Genomic DNA, 19257 nt, shown 5'->3' with positions numbered 1-19257 from the left:
TGGAAACTTGCAACTAATGAATCAACCGGATATAACGTTTCCGGAATAGATGTATGAAGAAAAGAACTACCGTTGTGAAACGGAAGGAGAGGTTAATGACCCTCTCTTAATTTTAACTTTACATATATGACAGGCGGGGAGGACTACCCGTGTGGAGAACGGGAGTTTTTTTCCCGGGATTACCCTGCCTTTTTTATTGCCTTCGCGGGCACTACGGAAGTTCTTTTTAATGATGTAACGATATAAAATAACTCTTATATGGATAAGAAATTAAAATTAATGAATTTATTAGGTGTTTGCCTGTTCGCTGTTGTGTCTGCGTGTGCGTTGGCCTCTTGCAGCGACAATGACACAGAAAATCCGGAGGGCGAAAAACCCGGCGGAGAAAATGGAAAACCTACTCCTGAAACCGTAGAGTTTGTCAACTCCAACTTGGTATACTGGGGAGACGAAGACGGAGTGGGGACGGATCACTTTGTGCTCACTCTGTATACGGATATGGAAGTGGACGCTGCCGGTAATCCGATAGGACCGGGCAAGATAATGGCGTTCAGCCTCAATGTTCCGCCGTTTGCTCCCGGAACCACGGAGTTTCCGCTTCCTGAAAGCACCTTTGATGCGGCACCGAACGGATATACGTTTAATGAATGGACGTTCAACCTCGGATACATGAACCAGATGGATCTGCCGACCGGAAAAGTGGAAGTGCCTGGCGGTACTTTTTATGGTGACGTGAAAGCGTACTCCACAAGCGTTGATGCCGACCTCCTATCCGGAGGTAAAATGACTGTCAAACGGAGTGACGGCGGCGAATATACGATTAGTGGTACGTTGGTAGGTGACTTGTCGCTCAAACGTTATTTCACCTACACGGGAAAACTGACTACTATCGACCGTCACGAAAGCACGGAAGAAACTCCGAACTCTACGCTGACCACCGATCTCGCCCTGAACGAATGGACACAAGCCCGTCTGCAAGATAAGGGCGATTCTTATTACCTGCAAGATGAATCGTGCCGGGTAGTCGAACTTTACCTGGCAGAAGACGGTGTAGGACTTACCGACACATGGCCGACAGGCGACGGAAGAGTGCTGAAAGTGGAATTCTTTGTAGAATGGGCTACGGATGTGACACAAGGTATTCCGGCTGGTACGTATAAGGTAGTGGCACGTGACGAAGAATCGAAGGGCATTCCGCGCGAATTCCTGAAACCGGGAGGCATTGCTTCGGGTTATCCCAATGTATTTACATATCCGCAGGGAACCTGGTACGAGAAAATATCCAACGGAACCATGAAAGAATATGCACGTATAGACGGCGGAACGATGACCGTGGCACGCGATGGCGACAAACATACGCTGACTATTGACTTTATCGATTGTGATAAAGCACACCCGCATCATGTGCGTACCACCTACTCGCAGGATACTCCCATCAATGTATTCGGCAGTCATCCGTAAATCCGGACGGAGCGCCTCATTTGGCCGAGGCGCATTGGCTGTCCGATGGCGTTTATCTGCCCGATGGTATTCTTTTTTTTAATTACATGATTTTATAATTAACCCCAAAAATGAGAGATATGAAAACTAGATTTATTTCCTTTTTCTTGTTCATGCTAACAATGAGTTGTTTTGTGGCATGTAGTAGCGATGACCCGGCGCCCGAGCCTGAACCGGAGCCAGAACCGGAGCCGGTAGAAACTGTTAATACGTATACGTATAAAGATAAGACGATACAAGCGAAATCGGTGTCCTGCTTTGAACAGGAGGGCATTATATACGTATGTATGAGTCCGTTGCAAAGTCTGGAAACGCTGGAAGACTTTATGAGCAGCGGTAAGGAATATGTAATGCTGGGAGTGGATAAGAGTCTGGTAGGCAATCCGGTCACGGTAGGTAGTTCTGATGACGACACTTATGTGGTTTATTACATGGATGCCGACGGAGAGGCGATTGTCACCGTTAGTCCTGACGAATGGGAAGAGGCGTTGACACAGGGCAAGATCACCGTGACAATGACACCGGGAGAAAATGAGACATCCGCTGTGAAAGCAACTTTTGACTTTACATTGAAAGGTGGCGGCAAATTTACGGGCGAGGCGGATTGCGCTTACAAGGCTCCGGAAAAGCTTCCGAGCGAATATTCTTTGGGCGATGAGGTACGTGCGTTGAAGTCGGTTGTGGCTACTACGTTAGGAGGTTTCCAATATGTTTATTTAAGTCCGGAGGCCGGCTTGACTACGGTGGAGGATATATCGGATGCCGAATATCTGATGCTGGCTGTTACTCCCGAAATGGTCGGACAAGAAATCGATATTACCGCTGGTGAAGATGTGGAGTACGCTTTCTATAACATGACGAACTTGGGAGCGGATGATATTGACGCAGTAGATCCTTACGGATGGGCGGATGTGTGCTCGGCTGGTAAGCTCAAAGTCGAAAAGACAGAAGAGAGTATAAAGGTAACCTTTAGTTTTACGTTGCTTTCGGGCGAAAAGTTCAAAGGTTCTTATGAAGGTAATTACACCGAGATAAAGCAAAGCACCACCAATATTTTGACTCTGAATGGAGAAAGTACACGTGATATCAAAGCTACCTTCTATGAAAAGACCAATGAAGGAGTTGCCTTGTATCTCACTCCGTCAGGGATTTCATCTGCTGCAGATTTGAATAATGTAAATACATATTACGTACGTCTTTTTGTTCCGAATACAGGACTGGACGGACAGGAGGTAGATATAACAACTACGAATCTGGCTTTTGAGTTTACTTATTATAATCCGTATGATGAAGAAAGAATCGAAGTTTCTAAAGGACATCTGGAAGACGCGGCAGGTACATTCAGTGTGTCGAAATCGGCGGATAATGAATACTCGTTGACGCTCGACCTCAAATATTTGGGAGACAATAGCCTTAAAATATCGGGCAACTACAACGGTACTTTCGAAGTATATGATACGACGATTCCGAATCAATATCAGTTGAGAGCGGACGGCACTCCGGTGACTATCCAGTCGGTAGTGGTAGATAAGACAGATGCGGATATTTGTGCGATTTATATTTCCCGGCAGGCAGGTATCACTACCGTGGCCGGAATGTCGGCAGCGGATGCCGTGGTACGTGTTCCGAAGAGTATGATGGAGGGAGCTATTCACGGATTTTCCGGTAGTGCGGAAAATGCGAAAATATCGATCGCTTACGGAGGAGTGACTTATAATCAGGCTAATACGACGAACGGTGCTCATTTGGCCGCAGGTGGCAATACTTCTGTGGCTCTTCAAGGAAGTGAAATTGAAATGACATTCAAGATTTTTAGTATTGTACAGTACGATGGCGACTTGTCCGGCTACTACAAGGGCACGGCGACCGTAATAGAATAACGATTTAATGAAGTATATTCATGAAGAAAATTTTACTGAAATATTTCAACCTGTTCGCTTTATCGGGACTGCTGTTGGCTTTCGTCGGATGCAGCGACGACAATGATTCGATAACTCCCGGGCCGGACGTGGAGGAAATGCCTTCCATCGGTACTTACTCTTTCCGGGGAGAGGCGAATAAGATTGTGACCGGTGTGGCTTCTGTGGATGGGGACTATTTAACTTGTGTCCTTTCTCCGGAAAAGATGGATGAGGGAAAGACTGATACTTATTTTGCTTTTTCTCTCCATTTGTATTGGGAAGGGCAGGTGGTGGATGCTTCTACGCTCTATCACAACGACCAGTATGTTTTTATCTACGAAGATCCGATTTATTATTACTCGCAGTATAAAAAGGTTACAGGGACGTTTTATGTGCAGCGTAACAGCGAAACGAATGTGACTGTCAAATTGAATCTGCGGCTTCATGACGGGGTCCGTTTTAAAGCGGAGGTCACTGCCGATTTAATGAAACCGTCGGGAGAAGAACCCTCGGAATAAGGCGGCTTCGGGCGATATTCTTGCCCGGTTATGAATTTATCTTTTAGACGCGGATGACGGACGCGGATTTTAAAATAGCTATGCAGCTTTAAAAATCTGCGTCATTCGTGTCATCAGTGTCATCCGCGTCATTCGTGTCTAAAAAATTACTTGTATGCCGGAGGGAAATCCTGTTCGGGCACTACGATGTCAAATATCCATTCAGATCACTCTATTTTCATTCCTTTCCGTGCCGTATTTGTTTTTTAGGGTTCTCCCAAAAACTTGAAGAATAGTCCAACTTGAGCCGGAGTAAGTAAGATTGCCTTTTCACTGTAGCCGGTTTGGGCAAGTGCGGCTTGTAATGCCGTATTTTGGGCAATCCAACTGCGGAGGGTGCGGCGTGCCGAAGCAGACTGTATGTGAGGCAGATAAAGTGTGGCCAGCTGACTTTTGCTGTAAGTCTGTATGCGGGGAGAGTTTGCCGTCTCCGACATTTCTTTTGGGCTGACGGAGGTTACTGTTGTTTCTGTTTTCATTGTCGGTACTTTCTATTATTAGTAGGTGTTCATAATTTGTTTATATCATAATTCGTTTATATCATAATTTAGGCACGGATTACTCCTAAAAAAATAGCCATTAATCAGTGACAGGAACTTATCTGTTTCTTTTAAGTTTATCCTGTGTGAATGCGAAGATACGCTTTTTTATGCCAAGTGGTTCTGCTTTGTACAGAAGCCTCTGTTGGCATAGCTTGTGTAGAAATTGTGCCTGTTTGTTGTCTCTTGTGATGAGTTGTCACATCGTGTTCCTCTGCTTTTTTCTTTTCATATACTTTTGCCTTCGTAATCGGTTACAGATAGAATTTATTCATTAATCATTAAAAAGAAGAAAGGAAAAAAAGTATGCCATTAATTTACAAACCGTATCAGGCAACGCTTGCCAACAAGGAAGGACAGAAACTTTATTATCCCCGTCTGGTGAAATTCGGGAAAATGGTCAATACGCAGAAAATGGCGGAATTGATTGCAGAAAAAGCCTCGCTGACGGCGGGTGATGTTCACAACGTCATTCGTAACCTGATGTCGGTGATGCGTGAACAGTTGCTCAATAGCCGCACGGTGCGCCTCGAAGGCTTGGGGACGTTTACTATGATTGCCAAGGCAAACGGAAAAGGGGTAGAGTTGGAAAATAAGGTCAGCAGTTCGCAGATCACTTCATTGCGTTGCCAGTTTACTCCCGAATACACCCGCGCCGCCAACGGAAGTGCTACCCGTGCGTTGACCACCGGGGTGGAGTTTGTGCACATCAAGGATGTAGCGGGTTCGTTTGTGGCCGACGATGTCATTGACAAAGAACCGGATGATGATAATAAACCTGGTGGTGGAAGCGGAGAAGCGCCGGACCCGGCAGCTTAACCGGGAGTTCAGCCGGCAGCTGAATCCGCAGGGACTAACTGATAAGTTTGTCGGGCAAACTAAAGCCCGAACATGACCGACGGTTGACGGTTGGCTGTCAAATTCCAACGGACATAAAACGGAATCCAACGGACATAAAACGGATTATTAACTTTTAAAAAGAAAACGGATGAGACTATTATTGGAGAAGTTGCTGGATATTCTTGAAGCAGTTCTGCGTTTCCGCCACCGGAGAAACGGCAAGGCAGAAAAGGATTAGCTAGCTGGAAAAGGCTTGGCATACCTGAAAAAAAAGGTATGAAACGGAATGACGTAAAAACATAGAACGTGCCGTCTGCACGTAGTTCGCGGAACAAGTAAAAATAAACGTGTAGCAACTCATAGAGTAAACATAAGTAAGGAGCAAGTAAAGAAGCTGTCTCGAATGGACGAGGCAGCTTTTCTTTTTGTATCCATTTATTTTCTTCTATTCTTGACCGTATTCAACAAAAAAACTCTATCTTTGTTTTATAATTGAGACACAGCATATAATGGGAAGATTTATCAATCCCTTTACCGATTTTGGCTTTAAGTTTTTATTCGGCAGAGAGGTAGAAAAGGAGTTGTTAATCGACTTCTTGAACGATTTGCTCGTAGGCGAGCACGTAATCACCGACATCAGGTTCCTTAACAACGAACAGCCGCCGGAAGTAAAAACAGAACGAGGTCTTATCTACGACATCTATTGCGTAACCGATACCGGTGAACGTATTATCGTAGAAATGCAGAACCGGGAACAGCCTTATTTTAAAGATCGTGCCCTCTTCTATCTTTCTAGGGCCATTACGCAGCAAGCGAAAAGGGGAGTTTGGAACTTCCAGTTGGATGCCGTGTACGGAGTGTTCTTCATGAATTTCGTGATGGATAAGGATATGCCCTCTAAAATCAGAACGGATGTCGTTCTTTCTGACAGGGATACGGGGAAGCTCTTCAGCAACAAGTTCCGGCAGATTTTTATCGAACTACCGAACTTCAACAAAGAAGAGGATGAATGTGAAAATGATTTTGAACGCTGGATTTATATACTAAAGCATATGGATACACTTGACCGGATGCCTTTCAAGGCTCGCAAGGCCGTCTTCGAGCGACTTGAAAAGTTGGCTTCCAAAGCAAATATGACCCAGGAGGAAAGAGCCCAGTATGAAGAAGAATGGAAAGTTTATAACGATTATTTTAATACGTTGGACTTTGCTGAACAGAAGGGCTTACAGAAAGGCTTACAAAAAGGATTACAGAAAGGTTTGCAAAAAGGTAAAGAAGAAACAGCTCGTAATTTGAAAGAATTAGGTGTGGCTGACGATATTATTATGAAATCTACCGGGCTTTCGAAAGAAGAAATAGAAAAATTATAATTTCTTTCATTCCATTGGGAAGAAAGGCTTGTCGAAAGTGAAAAAATAGTCTATAACTTATGAAGCAAAAGATAGTTGTGGAGACTTTTAACACATCCTTTTTTCGTTAAGAGTAAAGTATCTAAAAACTATATATGTCTTTGGGGTGAAATGAACGGATTTGGAATATTATCCACGTTAAAATCAGAAAAAAGTTTTCCGTTTTGGAAAACTTTCTGTATCAGTGAGAAAGAAAAGTTTCCCGAAATTTAATGTTAAAAGCTAACCAAGCTATGATATAATCTCCTATCTTTGTATCCGGTTTCGGAACTAAAAAGAGGTTTAGTCAATGAGGGAACGCTGTGCAAATCGGCGACAGTACCCGCTGCTGTAATTCTCTAAGAATCCGCACAATAGGCCACTGCATCGATGCCGGTGTGGGAAGGTGTTGCGGGGGAGGGATAAGTCAGAAGACCTGCCGAAGAGATTTTCTATTTTTAATTTATTAATGCTTTCGGGAGTTAAAGTTATGAACTACGCGGAAATTTGTATCATCAAACGTGATGGTAAAAGAGAAGATTTCTCTATCAGTAAGATTAAGAATGCAATCAGTAAAGCATTCAGTGCAAGTGGAATTCAGGATGAGCAGCAGTTGGTTGCTGACATCACCATGAATGTTATCAGTCAGTTTTCAACCCCCACGATCACCGTAGAAGAGATTCAAGACTTGGTAGAAAAGTCGTTGATGAAAGTGCGGCCGGAAGTAGCGAAGAAATACATCATCTATCGCGAATGGCGGAATACGGAGCGTGATAAGAAAACCCAGATGAAACAGGTGATGGACGGCATTGTGGCTATCGACAAGAACGATGTCAATTTGAGCAACGCCAACATGAGCAGTCACACGCCTGCCGGACAGATGATGACGTTCGCTTCCGAAGTAACTAAAGATTATACCTATAAATACTTGTTGCCGAAACGTTTTGCCGAAGCACACCAGTTGGGAGACATTCACATCCACGACCTGGATTATTATCCGACAAAGACGACAACCTGCATTCAATATGATATGGATGACCTCTTTGAACGCGGTTTCCGCACAAAGAACGGTAGCATCCGCACCCCGCAAAGCATCCAAAGCTATGCTACGCTGGCTACCATCATCTTTCAGACCAACCAAAATGAGCAGCATGGCGGACAGGCGATTCCGGCTTTCGACTTCTTCATGGCAAAAGGAGTGGCCAAATCTTTCCGCAAGCATCTGGCATCGTTCATCAACTTCTATGTGGCTATGGAAAACGGAAATCAGGCCGATGAAAAATCCATCCGTACGTTGATTAAAGAATACCTTCCGTCTATCAAGTCCACCGAGGCCGAACGCGAAACATTGCGCATCGCTCTGGTCGCTTTACAGATCATTATAGATAAGGAACACCTTGCCCGCATCGTCGAAAAAGCCTACCAGCAGACCCGTAAAGATACACATCAGGCAATGGAAGGATTCATCCACAACCTGAATACGATGCATTCTCGTGGCGGTAACCAAGTGGTATTCAGTTCCATCAACTACGGAACGGACACTTCTGCCGAAGGCCGCATGGTGATCGAAGAACTGCTGAAAGCTACCATTGAAGGCCTCGGCACCAGAGGAGAAGTACCCGTATTCCCTATCCAGATATTCAAGGTGAAAGACGGCGTTTCTTACTCGGAGAAAGACTTTGAGAAAGCAATGAAAGCGGAGAACATCGAAGCGGCAATGACCGACAGTTACGAGGCTCCCAACTTCGACTTGTTATTAAAGGCTTGCCAGACTACTGCGAAAGCGTTGTTCCCGAACTTCATGTTCCTCGACACACCTTTCAACCAGAACGAGAAATGGAAAGCCGACGATCCGCAGCGTTACATTTACGAATTGGCAACAATGGGCTGCCGTACCCGTGTTTTTGAAAATGTGGCCGGAGAAAAATCTTCTTTAGGACGTGGCAATCTTTCGTTCACCACACTGAATATGCCAAGACTGGCTATCGAAGCCCGTATCAAAGCGGAAAATCTGGTAGAAGATGAACGCAACAAGGACGCCATCGAACAAAAAGCAAAAGAAATTTTCATCGAATCCGTACACCAAATGTCTGCGCTCGTGGCCGACCAGCTTTACGAACGTTATCAGTATCAGCGTACGGCCCTGGCACGCCAGTTCCCGTTCATGATGGGAAATAATGTGTGGAAAGGCGGTGGCGAACTGAATCCGAACGAACAGGTAGGAGACGCCTTGCGCAGCGGTACACTGGGGATCGGATTTATCGGCGGGCATAACGCGATGGTGGCTCTCTACGGACAAGGTCACGGACACAGCCAGAAAGCATGGGACACGCTGTATGAAGCGGTGATGGAAATGAATAAAGTGGTAGACGAATATAAAGAGAAATATAACCTGAACTACTCCGTTCTGGCTACTCCTGCCGAAGGACTTTCGGGACGTTTCACGAAAATGGACCGCCGGAAATATGGAAAAATCCCCGGAGTGACAGATCGCGACTATTATGTCAACTCTTTCCACGTAGACGTGAAAGAACCGATCAGCATCGTTGAGAAAATCAAGCGTGAAGCTCCGTTTCACGCTATTACACGCGGCGGACACATCACGTATGTGGAGCTGGACGGTGAAGCGCAGAAGAATGTGCGTGCTATTGCCAAGATTGTGAAAGTGATGCACGACGAAGGAATTGGATACGGCTCTATCAATCACCCGGTAGACACTTGTCATAACTGTGGTTACAAGGGAGTTATCTTCGATAAATGCCCTGTATGCCAGAGTGAAAGTATTCTCCGTATGCGTCGTATCACCGGTTATCTGACAGGCGATTTAAGCTCTTGGAACTCTGCCAAACGGGCAGAAGAGAAGGACCGTGTAAAACATTTGTAGAATAAATGTTTGATAATTGATGAATGGATAATGAACGGTGCTTGATGAAAGCGTTACGGTTCATTATCCATTATTCGGTTATTACTTGCAGCACGTTACTCTCATCTTGTACTGTTCTGTAACGAGTATTTATTCCACATTTATATGGTTATCATCCATTCTCAAATCTTCATTTTCCATTAGCTATTAAAGAAGTGAATTTACTAGGAACTTATTCTGAAACGATTGTTGACGGTGAAGGTATCAGGTTTTCTATTTATCTTGCCGGCTGCTCCCATCATTGTCCCGGTTGCCACAACCCGGAGAGTTGGAATCCGGGAGCAGGAGAAGAACTGACGGAGGAGAAAATACAGTCCATCATTCGTGAAATCAAAGCGAATCCTTTGTTGGACGGCGTTACTTTTTCCGGCGGTGATCCGTTTTTTCATCCGGAAGCGTTCCTGCTTTTACTGAAACGGGTGAAAGAGGAAACAGGGATGAACGTGTGGTGCTACACCGGATACACATACGAAGAAATTAAGGCGCAGCCTCGTTTGAGTGCCGCTCTTGATTATATTGATGTATTGGTGGACGGACGCTTCGAACAGGCTCTTTTCTCTCCATATCTGGAGTTCAGGGGAAGCAGTAATCAGCGGATTTTGAAGCTGAAGTAAATGTAATTCGACATTTAGAGTAAGTTGAATCCAGTAGTTGAGCACTAAAAAAACTTATTTTTCAAAGGAAACAAAAACACCTGTACCGTTGTTTTGTTTACCTTTACGAAACCAAGTGAATCATTTTTCATCACAGAGTAACGCGGCGCTTTTTGGTAGTCGGTGGGGCTTGCGTCTGTGTTTGTGTCTGCTTGATGGTGAAGAAATAAACGACTACTTACAAGAATAAGTTTTTATGGTACAATCAATAAATCCAACTCAAAAAAACGATGAGACCGATGGCTTGCCAATGCCTAAACGTATTTGGGCGGTGGTGTCTGTCGGCTTCGCTCTTTGTATGTCAGTACTGGATATTAACATCGTCAATATCGTACTACCTACACTTTCGCATGATTTTGGGACTTCTCCCGCTGTAACCACCTGGATTATCAACGGCTATCAGCTGGCCATCGTTATATCGTTACTGTCTTTTTCCGCTTTGGGTGAAATCATCGGTTACCGGAAAGTCTTTCTTTCGGGCATCGGACTGTTTTGCGTCACTTCATTGATCTGTGCCTTGTCCGATTCGTTTTGGACTTTGACGGTTGCCCGTATCTTTCAAGGGTTCAGCGCTTCCGCCATCACTAGTGTGAATACGGCACAGCTGCGTTACATCTATCCGAAGAGCCAGATCGGGCGGGGGATGGGGATCAATGCAATGGTAGTCGCCATATCGGCTGCCGCCGGACCATCTGTGGCGAGCGGTATTCTTTCCATTGCCAGTTGGCACTGGTTGTTTGCCATCAATGTGCCGTTGGGACTCACTGCATTGCTTCTCGGCATCAAACACCTGCCACGACAGGAGGAGCGTACGAAACGTAAATTCGATTATATCAGTGCCATCGCGAATGCGGTCACTTTCGGTCTGCTCATTTACACGCTGGACGGATTTGCCCACCATGAGAAAATGGACTTCCTTTTCATTCAACTGATTGTGTTGGCAGTGGTCGGTACCTACTACGTGCGCCGACAACTGACGCAGACCACTCCGCTGCTCCCTCTTGATCTGCTGCGGATTCCGATTTTCCGGCTGTCCATCCTGACTTCCATCTGTTCTTTCATAGCACAAATGACAGCGATGGTTTCTTTGCCTTTTTTCCTCCAGAACACTTTGGGACACAGCGAAGTCATGACCGGACTTCTACTCACACCGTGGCCGTTGGCTACGCTTGTCACGGCTCCGTTGGCAGGATATCTTGTCGAGCGCATCCACCCCGGTATCTTGGGAAGTGTCGGGATGGCTCTGTTTGCTGTCGGGCTTTTCTCGCTTTCCAGTCTGACTGCGGAGTCGTCCGATATTAGTATCATACTGCGTTTGATGCTGTGTGGGGCAGGCTTCGGATTGTTCCAGACACCGAACAACAGTACGATTATCTCTTCCGCTCCTACGCAACGTTCGGGCGGAGCCAGTGGTATGTTGGGAATGGCCCGCTTGTTGGGACAGACCACCGGGACAACATTGGTCGCATTGCTTTTCAGCTTTGTCGCTCATGACCGGAGTACAGCTGTCTGTCTTATGGTAGGAAGTGGATTTGCTGTTGTGGCGGCTATCGTCAGCAGCTTGAGACTATCGCAGCCTTCCACTCTGAAAAGAAAATAAGAACTGATAAAGTCAGGCTAATTGAAAATAAATAAACTGAGGTTGGTGCCGAAAGCGGAGCTCACTCCGGAACTGGAGGTGTACTACAATTATACTTGTCAGGAGGGCGATTATATCAAAACGTGCACAGTGCCTTCACCCAAGTTGGATGAAACGGATTTGGAAAGGGAAAAAAAGATGTTGAAGATTTAGAAGATTTAAAGGCAAGCAACTATAAAAAAGCATCCCGGATGAGAGAGGAGTGAATACCTGTTCTCATCCGGGATTGTTTTTTATGTCTTTCTTCTGTCGTTTGGTCTGTTAGAAGAAGAACCTTAGAATATCGTTGAAGTTAGCCCATATCAACAGACCGAAGAGTAGAATCATACCGGTCATTTGAGCGTATTCCATAAATTTGTCGCTCGGTTTGCGGCGAGCTATCATCTCGTAGAAGAGGAAGAGCACGTGGCCGCCGTCCAATGCGGGGATAGGGAGGATATTCATGAAAGCCAGAATGATGGAAAGGAAGGCTGTCATATACCAGAACTGGTGCCAATCCCATGTAGCAGGGAAGATGCTGCCGATCGTTCCGAAGCCACCTAGCTGTTTGGCTCCTTCTTTCGAGAAGAGGTATTTCATGTTTCCTACATATCCTTTCAGGGTTTTTACGCCGAGGGAGACACCTGCCGGGAAGGATTCGAAGAAAGTATATTCTTTTTTCACCATAGGGAGCAGGCGGTCTGTGACGAGACAGGCGGTTACACCCATCAGGTAGGCGGAGTCTACACGCATATTCAATGTGTCGGTTACGCCGCCACGCACATAGGTCAGTGTAATCAGGCGCGGATCTATGCTGTCTTTGAGCAGGGTTTCCGCGTTTTTCTTACGTTCTGCCATCGCTTCTTTGAAGTCGGAGAAAGAAATCGGTGTTCCGTTCAGGGCGATAATGCTGTCGCCTGGTTGGATGCCTGCTTGTGCGGCAGGAGAATTCACCATCACACTGTCTATCACATACGGGAAACGGTAGGAGGCAAAACGGATGCTGTCTGCCAGAAGGCGTTGCATCAAGTCTTCAGGGATATAAACGGAGGCTTTCGCGCCGTTGCGGATAACGCTTACTTCGCGGGCGTCGGCAATCTGGCTCAACATATCGCCGTCATAACGTTCAAAAGGAACGCCGTCGGCAGAAAGAAGGATGTCGCCGTCCTGAAAACCTACGGATTTGGCTGTTTCGTTGAAATCCATACCGAGAGGAGCTTCCTGCACCTTTATATATTGGTCGCCCCACGCAAATAGAATCATCGAGTAGATGAACAGGGCCAACAGGAAGTTGAACAGTACGCCACCCACCATGATTAGCAGACGTTGCCACGCCGGTTTGGAACGGAACTCCCACGGTTGTTCGGGTTGTTTCATCTGCTCGGTATCCATCGACTCGTCAATCATACCGGCTATCTTGACATAACCGCCCAATGGCAGCCAACCTACTGCATATTCTGTGTCACTTTTCTTGGGCTTGAATTTAAACAGGGTGAACCAGGGGTCAAAAAATAAGCAGAATTTTTCTACACGCACCTTAAACAAACGGGCAAAAAGAAAATGCCCGCCTTCATGAATGATAACGAGCAAAGATAAGCTCATAATCAATTGCAGGGCACGAATCAAAAATGTTTCCATATAGTCTATTTACAATTTAAAGCCTTCACTGGATTCTCTGCCAAAGAGAAGATATAAAGGCTATTTTCAATTTATATTAATACTAATCAATTTCTCTATTTTCTTTATTCCTCTACGAAATGAATTATATCAGACTTGCTGCTATCTTTCTTGCTTCCGCATCGGTAGCCACATAATCATCGTAGGTCGGGTTGGCAATGAAGGTGGCCCGTTCCATTGTTTTTTCTATCACGTCGCTCATGCCGAGGAAGCTGATGCCGTCTTTCAGGAAAGAGGCTACCACTACTTCATTGGCGGCATTAACGATGCAAGGCATGTTCCCTCCGCGATACATCGCTTCGTAAGCGAGTGCCAGATTGCGGAAACGTTTCGTGTCGGGTTGCTCAAACGTCAGGTTCGTGCATTTGGAGAAATCGAGCCTGTCGAAAGAAGAACTGATACGGTCGGGATAGGAGAATGCATACTGGATGGGCAGGCGCATATCGGGCATGCCCAACTGTGCTTTTACAGCTCCGTCTTCAAACTGCACCATCGAGTGAATGACTGATTGCGGATGCACAACCACCTCAATCTGACTGGGTTGAACACCGAACAACCATTTGGCTTCGATCACTTCAAAACCTTTATTCATCATAGAAGCAGAATCAATCGTGATTTTTGCTCCCATTTCCCAATTGGGATGTTTCAAGGCCTGTGTCTTAGTCACAGACTTCAATTGTTCCAAAGTGTAAGTGCGGAACGGACCTCCGGAGGCAGTCAATATCACTTTCTCAATCGGATTGCCCACTTCTCCCGCTAAACACTGAAAAACGGCGGAGTGTTCAGAGTCTACCGGCAGAATCGGAGTGCGATATTGTTGTGCCAGCTGGTTAATCAGTTCACCTGCTACTACCAATGTTTCTTTATTTGCCAATGCAATCGCTTTCTTGGCGCGGATCGCGTTGATTGTCGGCTTCAGTCCGGCATAACCGACCATGGCTGTCAATACCATATCAATAGGACCCGCTTCCACAATCTGACAGATAGCGTCGGTCCCTGCATACACCTTGATAGGCAGGTCGCTCAATGCTTCTTTCAGTTCGGAATACTTTTCTTCGTTGGCTATCACTACCACTTCCGGCTGGAACTTCCGTGCTTGGGCAATCAGTAGTTCCACACGATTGTTGGCTGTCAGTGCGTATGCTTCGTACAGGTCGGGATGCTCTTCGATGACTTGCAAAGCCTGCGTCCCGATAGAACCTGTGGAGCCAAGGATAGCTATTTGTTTTTTCTTTTTATTAGTCTCTATATTCATTTTATCTAATTCTTCCTATTTTGTTGACAAACATATCATCGCTGATTATCACTTATATCTCATCACTCGCCATATCTCATCATTCATCATTGATAACTTAAAAAACGATGTATTTTTCCGGATTTACCGGGTGACCTTTATACCAAAGTTCGAAGTGCAGGTGCGGCCCTGTACTAAGTGTTCCGCTATTTCCTACCAGGGCGATGGCTTCGCCTCCTTTCACCCGTTCACCTTCCTTTTTCAGGAGAGAGCCGCAGTGTTTGTAGATCGAAATTAAATCCTGGTTGTGTTGCACGCCAATCAGATAACCGGTTTCAGCGGTGTATGTACTAAGGATGACGGTTCCGTCCATGGTTGCCAGTACGCTTTCGTTGGGATTGGCGGCAATGTCAGTGCCGTAATGTTTCTTTTCGGCATTGAAGTGGTCGGACACCATGCCTCGTGTCGGACGGTATAATATCAATCCGGTCACGTCCGGTTGGGAAGTAATGGAGGTCAGATTATATTTTTCATTCTCCTCATATTGGCGGCGGAATTCTTCTTCCCGCTTGGTTCGTTCCATCAACGTGTCTTCACGGGCAGCAGTCAGCGAATCAAGCGTTTGCACGCTGTCGATAGGCACTTTCCCGCTGAAAATGTCCTGAATGTTCATGATGTAGAGGTTCTGCTTGTTGAGCACTTGTTGCAAAGAGTCTACACGCAGCGCATTGTCTACGATCTGTGTACGGACTTCACTGTTCATATATCCCGGAAGATAATTGCGCAACGGGGTGAAAGTAATGATGCAGGAAGCAATCAGGAAAAGCACTGCCAGCACGCAAAGTAAAACGGATAGTCCATTGAGCTTGGATACACGAAGTCCGACAATTTCTTCAAGTGTATTTTCATTAACGATCGTTAGTTTATACTTGAACTTGAAATTTTTCCAGAAAGCTTTACTTCGTCTTCTCTTTGGCATCTCGGATATTTACTATTTTACGATTTACTATTTACTATTTTCAGTTGATGAGTGACTCATCGTTTTATTTGTTCTCATCGGTCATCTTCCAACTCTTCCAGATTGAGTAACCCTTCGGGAAGTTCCACGGTGATGAGTTTCTGTTTCTGATCTATTCCTACGATAAATTCCTCTTGGGCGGGAACGAGTAGTTCCTCTTCTTCTCTTTCAACCACAAAAAGGGTGTTTACCGTAGTGTTATCTACATCTATCACTTCTCCTAGAGGTCCGTGATGAATGTCTTCCATTTGGAAACCGATAAAGAAGTTCCAGGACAATTCGCCGTCTTCCGCTTCTTCCGCATGCTTTACGGGGAAGTAAACTTCAATGTTGGTGAACATTCGGGCACGTTCGGCGGTGTCTATTCCTTCCAGTTTTACCAAAGCGGTGGAGTCGGAACGGAAACGGTATTCTTCAATGAAGAAGGGCACGAAAATACCGTCGAGCAGGCATATCAGATAATCGCAGTCCACACGGTCGAAAATGTCGTCGGTAAACGTAAACTGCAATTCGCCGTGAATACCATGCGGTTTATTGAATAATCCTATCTTATATACTTCTTCTTTCTTTATCATATTCGGGTGATTCTGGCTCCGATAGCGTTCAGACGTCCTTCGATGTTCTGATAACCACGGTCTATCTGTTCGATGTTACTAATGGTACTGGTTCCTTCGGCACTCATGGCGGCAATCAGAAGGGCGATACCGGCACGTATATCCGGTGAAGTCAGGCGGGCACCACGCAACTTGAAGCCATGATTGTGTCCGATGACTACGGCACGGTGAGGGTCGCAGAGGATGATCTGTGCACCCATATCGATTAGCTTGTCCACAAAGAACAGGCGGCTTTCGAACATCTTCTGATGGATCAGTACGCTGCCTTTGGCTTGTGTGGCTACAACGAGCATCACACTAAGCAAGTCGGGAGTCAGTCCCGGCCAGGTGGCGTCGGCTATCGTCATGATGGAGCCGTCGATGAATGATTCTATCTGGTAGGTTTCCTGTGCGGGAACATAAATGTCATCTCCTCTCTGTTCGAGTTTGATGCCCAGGCGGCGGAAGCTCTCGGGGATGATTCCAAGGTTCTCGTAAGAAACGTTCTTGATGGTAATTTCGCTTTTTGTCATGGCTGCCATACCGATAAAACTGCCGACTTCAATCATATCGGGCAATACGGTGTGTTGCGCGCCATGCAATTCTTCCACACCTTCAATAGTAAGCAGGTTGGAGGCAATTCCGCTGATTTTCGCTCCCATTCGGTTGAGCAACCGGCAGAGTTGTTGCACGTAAGGTTCGCAGGCAGCGTTGTAGATGGTAGTAGTGCCTTTGGCAAGCACGGCAGCCATTACGATATTGGCTGTTCCGGTGACGGATGCTTCGTCCAGCAGCATATAGCTTCCTTGAAGTCTGTCGGCTGTTATTTCATAAATGCCCCGTCCTTCATCATAACGGAAGTCCGCTCCTAAATTCTGAATACCTACAAAGTGGGTGTCCAAACGGCGGCGGCCTATTTTATCTCCTCCCGGCTTGGATATCAACGCTTTGCCGAAACGTGCCACCATAGGGCCAATCAGCATGACAGAGCCTCGCAGACTGGAGCATTTCTTTAAAAACTCATCGCTTTCCAGATAAGCCAAGTCTACATTCTCTGCTTTAAAACTATAAGAATCAATGCCTTTCTTTGCAACCGTCACTCCCATCTCGCGCAAGAGCTGAATCAAGTTGTTGACATCAAGAATGTCAGGTATATTGTTCACCGTTACTTCCTCTGCGGTTAGCAATGTGGCACAGATTATCTGCAAAACCTCGTTTTTAGCTCCTTGCGGGTGAATCTCTCCGCAAAGCCGATGTCCTCCTTCGATTACAAATGAAGCCATTAATTAAAGTATTAAGTATGATTAAAGTATTAAGTATCAAGTATTAAGTATTAACCGTACGGTATCGCACGCTAAGTAAATAAGTAAAAGAAATCCAACCAGTGCCAACAAATGGCTGCGATTAATACTTAATACTTTATACTTAATACTTATTTCTTATTTCCTATTTTCTTAGTATCTTCTCTTGTTGTTCTGACGATTATTGGTATAGTTCGTCTTCGGACGATAGTTCTGGTTCAGGCGTTCTGCCATCAGCCGGACGATATCGTCAGTCATTTGGAGTTCCCCGTTGGAGAGTTCGTACAGGTCTTCGGCGATCTTTTTGTCGTCCACTGTATCTTTGTTCCATGCCAGGTAGTCCTTCTTCATGTGGTTGCAGATGAGGGCAATCAGGTTTCTCTTTTCGTTTCCTTCGGGGAATTCGATTGCTTTCTTTATCAGCACTTCCAGTGTGCGTCCGTAATGGCGATAACGCATACGGGCAGTGGAGTAGGGGATCGGATCCGGACGGGTCACCAAGTTATCCTTACGGATGATTTCATACGGGTAGTCAATATCCAGCTCAAAACCGGACATGATAGCCAGGTGATCCCAGAGCTTGTGCTTGAAGTCGGGCACATCACGCAAATGGGGGAACATATTTCCCATAATGTTGATGATGGTGTTGGCACAACGCTGACGTTCTGCACGATCCTGAATGGTCAACGCATAATCTACCATGTTCTGGATGCTACGCCCGTATTCGGGAAGCGGCATTCTTTTCTGTTGAGTATTGTATTGCATTTATTTAATTGAAAGTTTAAAATTAAAAATTAAAGAAGTTTTTTCGGCATGGAAGCAACGAATTCTTTCAAGTAGAAAGGTTCGAAGTAAGCCACGTCTTTATAATCTTCGTCGGCTATTGCTTTTTCTGCCAGCGGGAACATCATTTTAGCCAACGGGTGAATATTGTCGATAAAATGTGCGTTCGGATGCGTGATCTGTTCGCGGCATTTGTCGGCCCCGTTTCCAAAGAAATAAACCGGCTGCTCGTTCAGAAACTCCAAGTAAGAGTTTTCGTCTACAATATCGGCAGCTACTGCACGTTTCACCTGAAGTCTGCGGTCATAAACGGCTGCGTATACTTCCATGCGGCGGGCGTCGATCATCGGACAAAGCAAAGCGTCCTCGGGCAAGTCGTGATACAACAACACCGGAACAGTCAATACTTCCAGCGTCGGAATACCGATCAATGGGACGTTACGTCCGTAACAAACTCCTTTCGCCATAGAAACCCCGATTCGAAGTCCGGTGTAAGAACCCGGCCCGCAACTCACTGCGACTGCATCCAAAGGGATGGCATGACTGTCTATGAAAGACAACGCTTCATCTACAAAAACTCCTAAAGACACGGCGTGTGAAGGGCCTTTCAAATCTTCTTTCACAAAAATCGTCTGTCCGTCTTGACTGGCCGCTACCGAGCAAACAGAGGTAGAGGTTTCAATATTCAGTATACACGACATAAAAATCAGCTTATTAAATTGTCGCAAATTT

The 19257-nt window shown here is 45.7% G+C and carries 17 protein-coding genes and 1 riboswitch; of the genes, 9 read left to right on the top strand and 8 right to left on the bottom strand.

Translation table 11 applies throughout. The annotated features are described in order from the left end of the window. The first annotated feature begins 258 nt into the window (after positions 1-258). From LPH68_RS07375 to LPH68_RS07365, 3 genes are all read left to right on the top strand, one after another. Positions 259-1461: a hypothetical protein gene (locus LPH68_RS07375; protein WP_151923144.1), complete on the top strand. Its 1203-nt coding sequence runs from the start codon at positions 259-261 to the stop codon at positions 1459-1461. 119 nt (positions 1462-1580) lie between these two features. Further along, positions 1581-3380 carry a hypothetical protein gene (locus LPH68_RS07370; RefSeq protein WP_120144912.1) on the top strand — a complete coding sequence of 600 codons (1800 nt, stop codon included), beginning with the start codon at positions 1581-1583 and terminating at the stop codon, positions 3378-3380. Positions 3381-3400: 20 nt separating this feature from the next. Next, positions 3401-3919: a hypothetical protein gene (locus LPH68_RS07365; protein WP_118218435.1), complete on the top strand. Its 519-nt coding sequence runs from the start codon at positions 3401-3403 to the stop codon at positions 3917-3919. 245 nt (positions 3920-4164) lie between these two features. Here LPH68_RS07365 and LPH68_RS07360 read toward each other — a convergent pair whose 3' ends face one another. After that, complete coding sequence (locus LPH68_RS07360) at positions 4165-4437, bottom strand: DUF4248 domain-containing protein (RefSeq protein WP_049702163.1); 273 nt, start codon at positions 4435-4437, stop codon at positions 4165-4167. A 366-nt stretch (positions 4438-4803) separates the two neighbouring features. On the opposite strand from LPH68_RS07360, the gene LPH68_RS07355 reads away from it, so the two are divergent. The 6 genes from LPH68_RS07355 (at position 4804) to LPH68_RS07330 (ending at position 12093) form a co-directional block, all read left to right on the top strand. After that, positions 4804-5316: an HU family DNA-binding protein gene (locus LPH68_RS07355; protein ID WP_009038697.1), complete on the top strand. Its 513-nt coding sequence runs from the start codon at positions 4804-4806 to the stop codon at positions 5314-5316. 530 nt (positions 5317-5846) lie between these two features. Next, the gene (locus LPH68_RS07350) at positions 5847-6707 is read left to right on the top strand and encodes an Rpn family recombination-promoting nuclease/putative transposase (RefSeq protein WP_118407738.1); all 861 of its coding nucleotides are present in this window, start codon (positions 5847-5849) and stop codon (positions 6705-6707) included. A 287-nt stretch (positions 6708-6994) separates the two neighbouring features. Further along, positions 6995-7184, top strand: a riboswitch (cobalamin riboswitch). Positions 7185-7215: 31 nt separating this feature from the next. Next, positions 7216-9609, top strand: coding sequence for an anaerobic ribonucleoside triphosphate reductase (locus LPH68_RS07345; protein WP_120144892.1), 2394 nt, complete (start codon positions 7216-7218; stop codon positions 9607-9609). A gap of 194 nt (positions 9610-9803) precedes the next feature. Beyond that, positions 9804-10262: an anaerobic ribonucleoside-triphosphate reductase activating protein gene (gene nrdG / locus LPH68_RS07340; RefSeq protein ID WP_008026567.1), complete on the top strand. Its 459-nt coding sequence runs from the start codon at positions 9804-9806 to the stop codon at positions 10260-10262. A gap of 235 nt (positions 10263-10497) precedes the next feature. Next, a complete protein-coding gene (locus LPH68_RS07335; protein ID WP_008026570.1) occupies positions 10498-11901 on the top strand; it encodes an MFS transporter in 1404 nt (467 codons plus the stop codon). 21 nt (positions 11902-11922) lie between these two features. Beyond that, positions 11923-12093: a hypothetical protein gene (locus LPH68_RS07330; RefSeq protein WP_153882593.1), complete on the top strand. Its 171-nt coding sequence runs from the start codon at positions 11923-11925 to the stop codon at positions 12091-12093. A gap of 108 nt (positions 12094-12201) precedes the next feature. Here the strand turns inward: LPH68_RS07330 and rseP are convergent, their stop codons facing one another. From rseP to tsaB, 7 genes are all read right to left on the bottom strand, one after another. Next, a complete protein-coding gene (gene rseP, locus LPH68_RS07325) occupies positions 12202-13557 on the bottom strand; it encodes an RIP metalloprotease RseP (protein ID WP_004317003.1) in 1356 nt (451 codons plus the stop codon). 124 nt (positions 13558-13681) lie between these two features. Beyond that, positions 13682-14851 (bottom strand): 1-deoxy-D-xylulose-5-phosphate reductoisomerase, encoded by a 1170-nt coding sequence (locus LPH68_RS07320; protein WP_004317002.1) that lies wholly within the window; start codon positions 14849-14851, stop codon positions 13682-13684. Positions 14852-14948: 97 nt separating this feature from the next. Continuing rightward, the gene (locus tag LPH68_RS07315) at positions 14949-15809 is read right to left on the bottom strand and encodes a M23 family metallopeptidase (RefSeq protein WP_004317001.1); all 861 of its coding nucleotides are present in this window, start codon (positions 15807-15809) and stop codon (positions 14949-14951) included. A 74-nt stretch (positions 15810-15883) separates the two neighbouring features. Further along, on the bottom strand, positions 15884-16423 hold the full coding sequence (rimM, locus tag LPH68_RS07310; RefSeq protein ID WP_008641267.1) for a ribosome maturation factor RimM: 540 nt from the start codon (positions 16421-16423) through the stop codon (positions 15884-15886). Then, positions 16420-17724 (bottom strand): UDP-N-acetylglucosamine 1-carboxyvinyltransferase, encoded by a 1305-nt coding sequence (gene murA / locus LPH68_RS07305; RefSeq protein ID WP_008641268.1) that lies wholly within the window; start codon positions 17722-17724, stop codon positions 16420-16422. Before murA ends, rimM begins: the two co-directional genes overlap by 4 nt. A gap of 171 nt (positions 17725-17895) precedes the next feature. Then, entirely contained in the window at positions 17896-18507 is a 612-nt protein-coding gene (locus LPH68_RS07300; protein ID WP_004316998.1) for a DUF4290 domain-containing protein, read from the bottom strand. Between the two features lie 29 nt (positions 18508-18536). Beyond that, a complete protein-coding gene (gene tsaB, locus LPH68_RS07295) occupies positions 18537-19226 on the bottom strand; it encodes a tRNA (adenosine(37)-N6)-threonylcarbamoyltransferase complex dimerization subunit type 1 TsaB (RefSeq protein ID WP_004316997.1) in 690 nt (229 codons plus the stop codon). Positions 19227-19257: the final 31 nt, after the last annotated feature.

Source organism: Bacteroides sp. 1_1_30 (assembly GCF_020982715.1).
Classification (GTDB): domain Bacteria; phylum Bacteroidota; class Bacteroidia; order Bacteroidales; family Bacteroidaceae; genus Bacteroides; species Bacteroides xylanisolvens.
Note: the sequence above shows the minus strand (reverse complement) of the source record. Positions and strands in the feature narration are given on the sequence as shown.

Excerpts from the sequence above, each read along its gene's own strand:
- LPH68_RS07355 (WP_009038697.1), top strand. The coding sequence starts at position 4,804 with ATGCCATTAATTTACAAACCGTATCAGGCAACGCTTGCCAACAAGGAA.
- LPH68_RS07345 (WP_120144892.1), top strand. The coding sequence starts at position 7,216 with ATGAACTACGCGGAAATTTGTATCATCAAACGTGATGGTAAAAGAGAA.
- LPH68_RS07360 (WP_049702163.1), bottom strand. The coding sequence starts at position 4,437 with ATGAAAACAGAAACAACAGTAACCTCCGTCAGCCCAAAAGAAATGTCG.
- LPH68_RS07375 (WP_151923144.1), top strand. The coding sequence starts at position 259 with ATGGATAAGAAATTAAAATTAATGAATTTATTAGGTGTTTGCCTGTTC.
- tsaB (WP_004316997.1), bottom strand. The coding sequence starts at position 19,226 with ATGTCGTGTATACTGAATATTGAAACCTCTACCTCTGTTTGCTCGGTA.
- LPH68_RS07370 (WP_120144912.1), top strand. The coding sequence starts at position 1,581 with ATGAAAACTAGATTTATTTCCTTTTTCTTGTTCATGCTAACAATGAGT.
- LPH68_RS07335 (WP_008026570.1), top strand. The coding sequence starts at position 10,498 with ATGGTACAATCAATAAATCCAACTCAAAAAAACGATGAGACCGATGGC.
- LPH68_RS07365 (WP_118218435.1), top strand. The coding sequence starts at position 3,401 with ATGAAGAAAATTTTACTGAAATATTTCAACCTGTTCGCTTTATCGGGA.
- murA (WP_008641268.1), bottom strand. The coding sequence starts at position 17,724 with ATGGCTTCATTTGTAATCGAAGGAGGACATCGGCTTTGCGGAGAGATT.
- LPH68_RS07350 (WP_118407738.1), top strand. The coding sequence starts at position 5,847 with ATGGGAAGATTTATCAATCCCTTTACCGATTTTGGCTTTAAGTTTTTA.
- LPH68_RS07320 (WP_004317002.1), bottom strand. The coding sequence starts at position 14,851 with ATGAATATAGAGACTAATAAAAAGAAAAAACAAATAGCTATCCTTGGC.
- rimM (WP_008641267.1), bottom strand. The coding sequence starts at position 16,423 with ATGATAAAGAAAGAAGAAGTATATAAGATAGGATTATTCAATAAACCG.
- rseP (WP_004317003.1), bottom strand. The coding sequence starts at position 13,557 with ATGGAAACATTTTTGATTCGTGCCCTGCAATTGATTATGAGCTTATCT.
- LPH68_RS07315 (WP_004317001.1), bottom strand. The coding sequence starts at position 15,809 with ATGCCAAAGAGAAGACGAAGTAAAGCTTTCTGGAAAAATTTCAAGTTC.
- LPH68_RS07300 (WP_004316998.1), bottom strand. The coding sequence starts at position 18,507 with ATGCAATACAATACTCAACAGAAAAGAATGCCGCTTCCCGAATACGGG.